Genomic DNA, 2,102 nt, shown 5'->3' with positions numbered 1-2,102 from the left:
GGTCCGTGGCCGGCCCGGCCGTTTGGGTCGGGAGACGGCCGCGTGACGGCGGGCGACCATGTCACGATGCCAACGCAGCACCGTATCGGGGCGCATCAACAGCCGCACCCGGCGCAGCACCTCACGCGGCAGCCGGTGCAGCAGGGCCGCCAGGAACGCCCGATCGCTCGCGTCGAACCGCACCTTCTGTTTGCCCAGTTGGCGTTCCAGCACCGTGATCTGATGGCGCAGGGCAAGGATTTCCACGTCCTTGTCCCGATTGCTCATCGGCAGCAGGCGCAGCACCGCGAACGTGTTCGTGACAGCCAGGTACGCCAGTCGCAGCAGCGCGGCAGACCATCATGCCGCATCGATCACCAGCTACGCCCAGGCCCAGCAACCGGGTCAACATCTCCGACACCCCACACCGGTCCTCACCAGGGCGGATGGGGTTTTCGGCAAGCGCAAGGTTCTGCCGGCACGCACCCGGTGACAGGTGGTTCACGGACGAGACCTACGTGAAGGTCAACGGCGTCTGGCGGTATGTGTACCGGGCCGTCGACCAGGACGGCCAGGTCATCGACGTGCTCGTCTCCGCCCGCCGGGACGCTGCTGCGGCGCGCCGGTTCTTCCGCCGGGCGATGTCCACGTTGAAGGTGCGACCCACCGAGGTGATCACCGACGCGGCGCCTGTGTACCCGGCCGTCCTCGATGAGCTGGTCCCATCGGCTTGGCATCATGTCGAACGGCATGCCAACAACCGGGTCGAGGCCGACCATAATCAGCTCAAGCACCGGCTCAGATCGATGCGCGGGCTACGGACCGACCGGACCGCACAGGTCATCATCGCCGGACACGCCTTCATGCAGAACCTCCGCCGCGGCCACTACGAACTCGGCATCGACGCCCCACGCGGGCTTCGCGTCGCCGTAGCGTTCACCGAGCTCGCCACCGCCATCTGAGCCAGCCACGGAAACCGGGCTCACTGCGTCACCCGATCAGATAACGCAACGGCGCCCGCTCGGCACTCGCGGCGGAAGTGGCATTCAAGATCATTCGATCGCCCGCAAGCGTAAGGGTGGCGAACTTCGTTACGCTGCGTGACGAGCGTTTGTCGCGGGACGGTGCGCTTCGAACACGGAGCCGATTACGGTGCGCATGGGCAGTGGCGCAATCTAGACATTCGGCCCAGACGTGCCGGGGGACGGCTTGTTGCCGAAGTCACGGTATCTTAAGGCCGGTAGCCGATCGCCGTTCAGGAGGTTATGTATGACGGCCGAAATGGTCGCGCCGGCCTGGATGCATGAGCAGGTCACGGCCGAGCAGTATGCGACCTGGACGGAAGAGCAATGCGCGGGTATCGAGATCGTGGATGGGATGGTCCTCGTGAGTCCGAGCGCGTCCAAGCGGCACAACCGCCTGGCCAGGCTGCTGGCGAATGCCTTGGACAGTGCCGCAGGACCAGACTGGAACGCTGACACCGACTTCGATGTCCGGCTTCAGGACGTGCCGCTGAACAATCGTCGCCCTGACGTGACGGTCTACCGGGCTGAGACCATCGATGTCACTCCAACCCGACCCGAGCATGTGCTTCTCGTGGTCGAGGTGGTCTCTCCCGGGTCGGAGACTACCGATCGGATTGTCAAGGCTGATCAGTACGCTAAGGCCGGTATTCAGTTCTACTGGCGTGTTGAGCAGGCCGCCACTGGTGCGCCTCTCCTTTACACGTACGTGCTTGACCCGGCGACCAAACGTTACCGCGAGAGCGAAATCTTCACCGGTGTCGTCAAGCTGACAGCGCCTTTCTTCTTCGAAATAGATCTTGGCCAGCTCTGATCGCCTCAGCGTGGCGGAGGAGCCTACTCATTGCGCCCTGATCTGGGCACGTGAATCGGCCCGCTACTTCGGCGTCCGCACGTATCGTCGTCACGACGAGGTGATCCGCTGGACCCCTTTACTCGGCCGGTTTATGCTTTCGGTGACCTGGGAGAACGTGCTTGAGCACGTCGCTGGGGCCTCCGACGACCCCCTGGGGGTCAAGGGGTCGTGGGTTCGAATCCCGCCGTCCCGACCGGGTGACAAAGGCCAGCTCAGCTGGCCTTTTCTATTGGACCTGACCGATG

The 2,102-nt window shown here is 64.2% G+C and carries 2 protein-coding genes and 2 pseudogenes; 3 read left to right on the top strand and 1 reads right to left on the bottom strand.

Translation table 11 applies throughout. The features are described 5' to 3' along the window. Positions 1-285 (bottom strand): annotated as a pseudogene (locus AB0H83_RS51795) (integrase); the annotation flags it as partial. Between the two features lie 149 nt (positions 286-434). Here AB0H83_RS51795 and AB0H83_RS51790 point away from each other — a divergent pair. The 3 genes and pseudogenes from AB0H83_RS51790 to AB0H83_RS51780 form a co-directional block, all read left to right on the top strand. Further along, a pseudogene (locus AB0H83_RS51790) lies at positions 435-941 on the top strand (IS6 family transposase); the annotation flags it as partial. A gap of 307 nt (positions 942-1,248) precedes the next feature. Beyond that, positions 1,249-1,815, top strand: coding sequence for a Uma2 family endonuclease (locus AB0H83_RS51785; RefSeq protein ID WP_360111446.1), 567 nt, complete (start codon positions 1,249-1,251; stop codon positions 1,813-1,815). 10 nt (positions 1,816-1,825) lie between these two features. Then, positions 1,826-2,102, top strand: a 277-nt coding sequence (locus AB0H83_RS51780) for a hypothetical protein (RefSeq protein ID WP_360111443.1), incomplete at its 3' end; no start/stop codon positions are given.

It is taken from the genome of Dactylosporangium sp. NPDC050688, from assembly GCF_040654515.1.
Taxonomy (GTDB): Bacteria; Actinomycetota; Actinomycetes; order Mycobacteriales; family Micromonosporaceae; genus Dactylosporangium.
The sequence above is the reverse complement of the archived record's forward strand: the minus strand, read 5'-3'. Positions and strand labels throughout refer to the sequence as shown.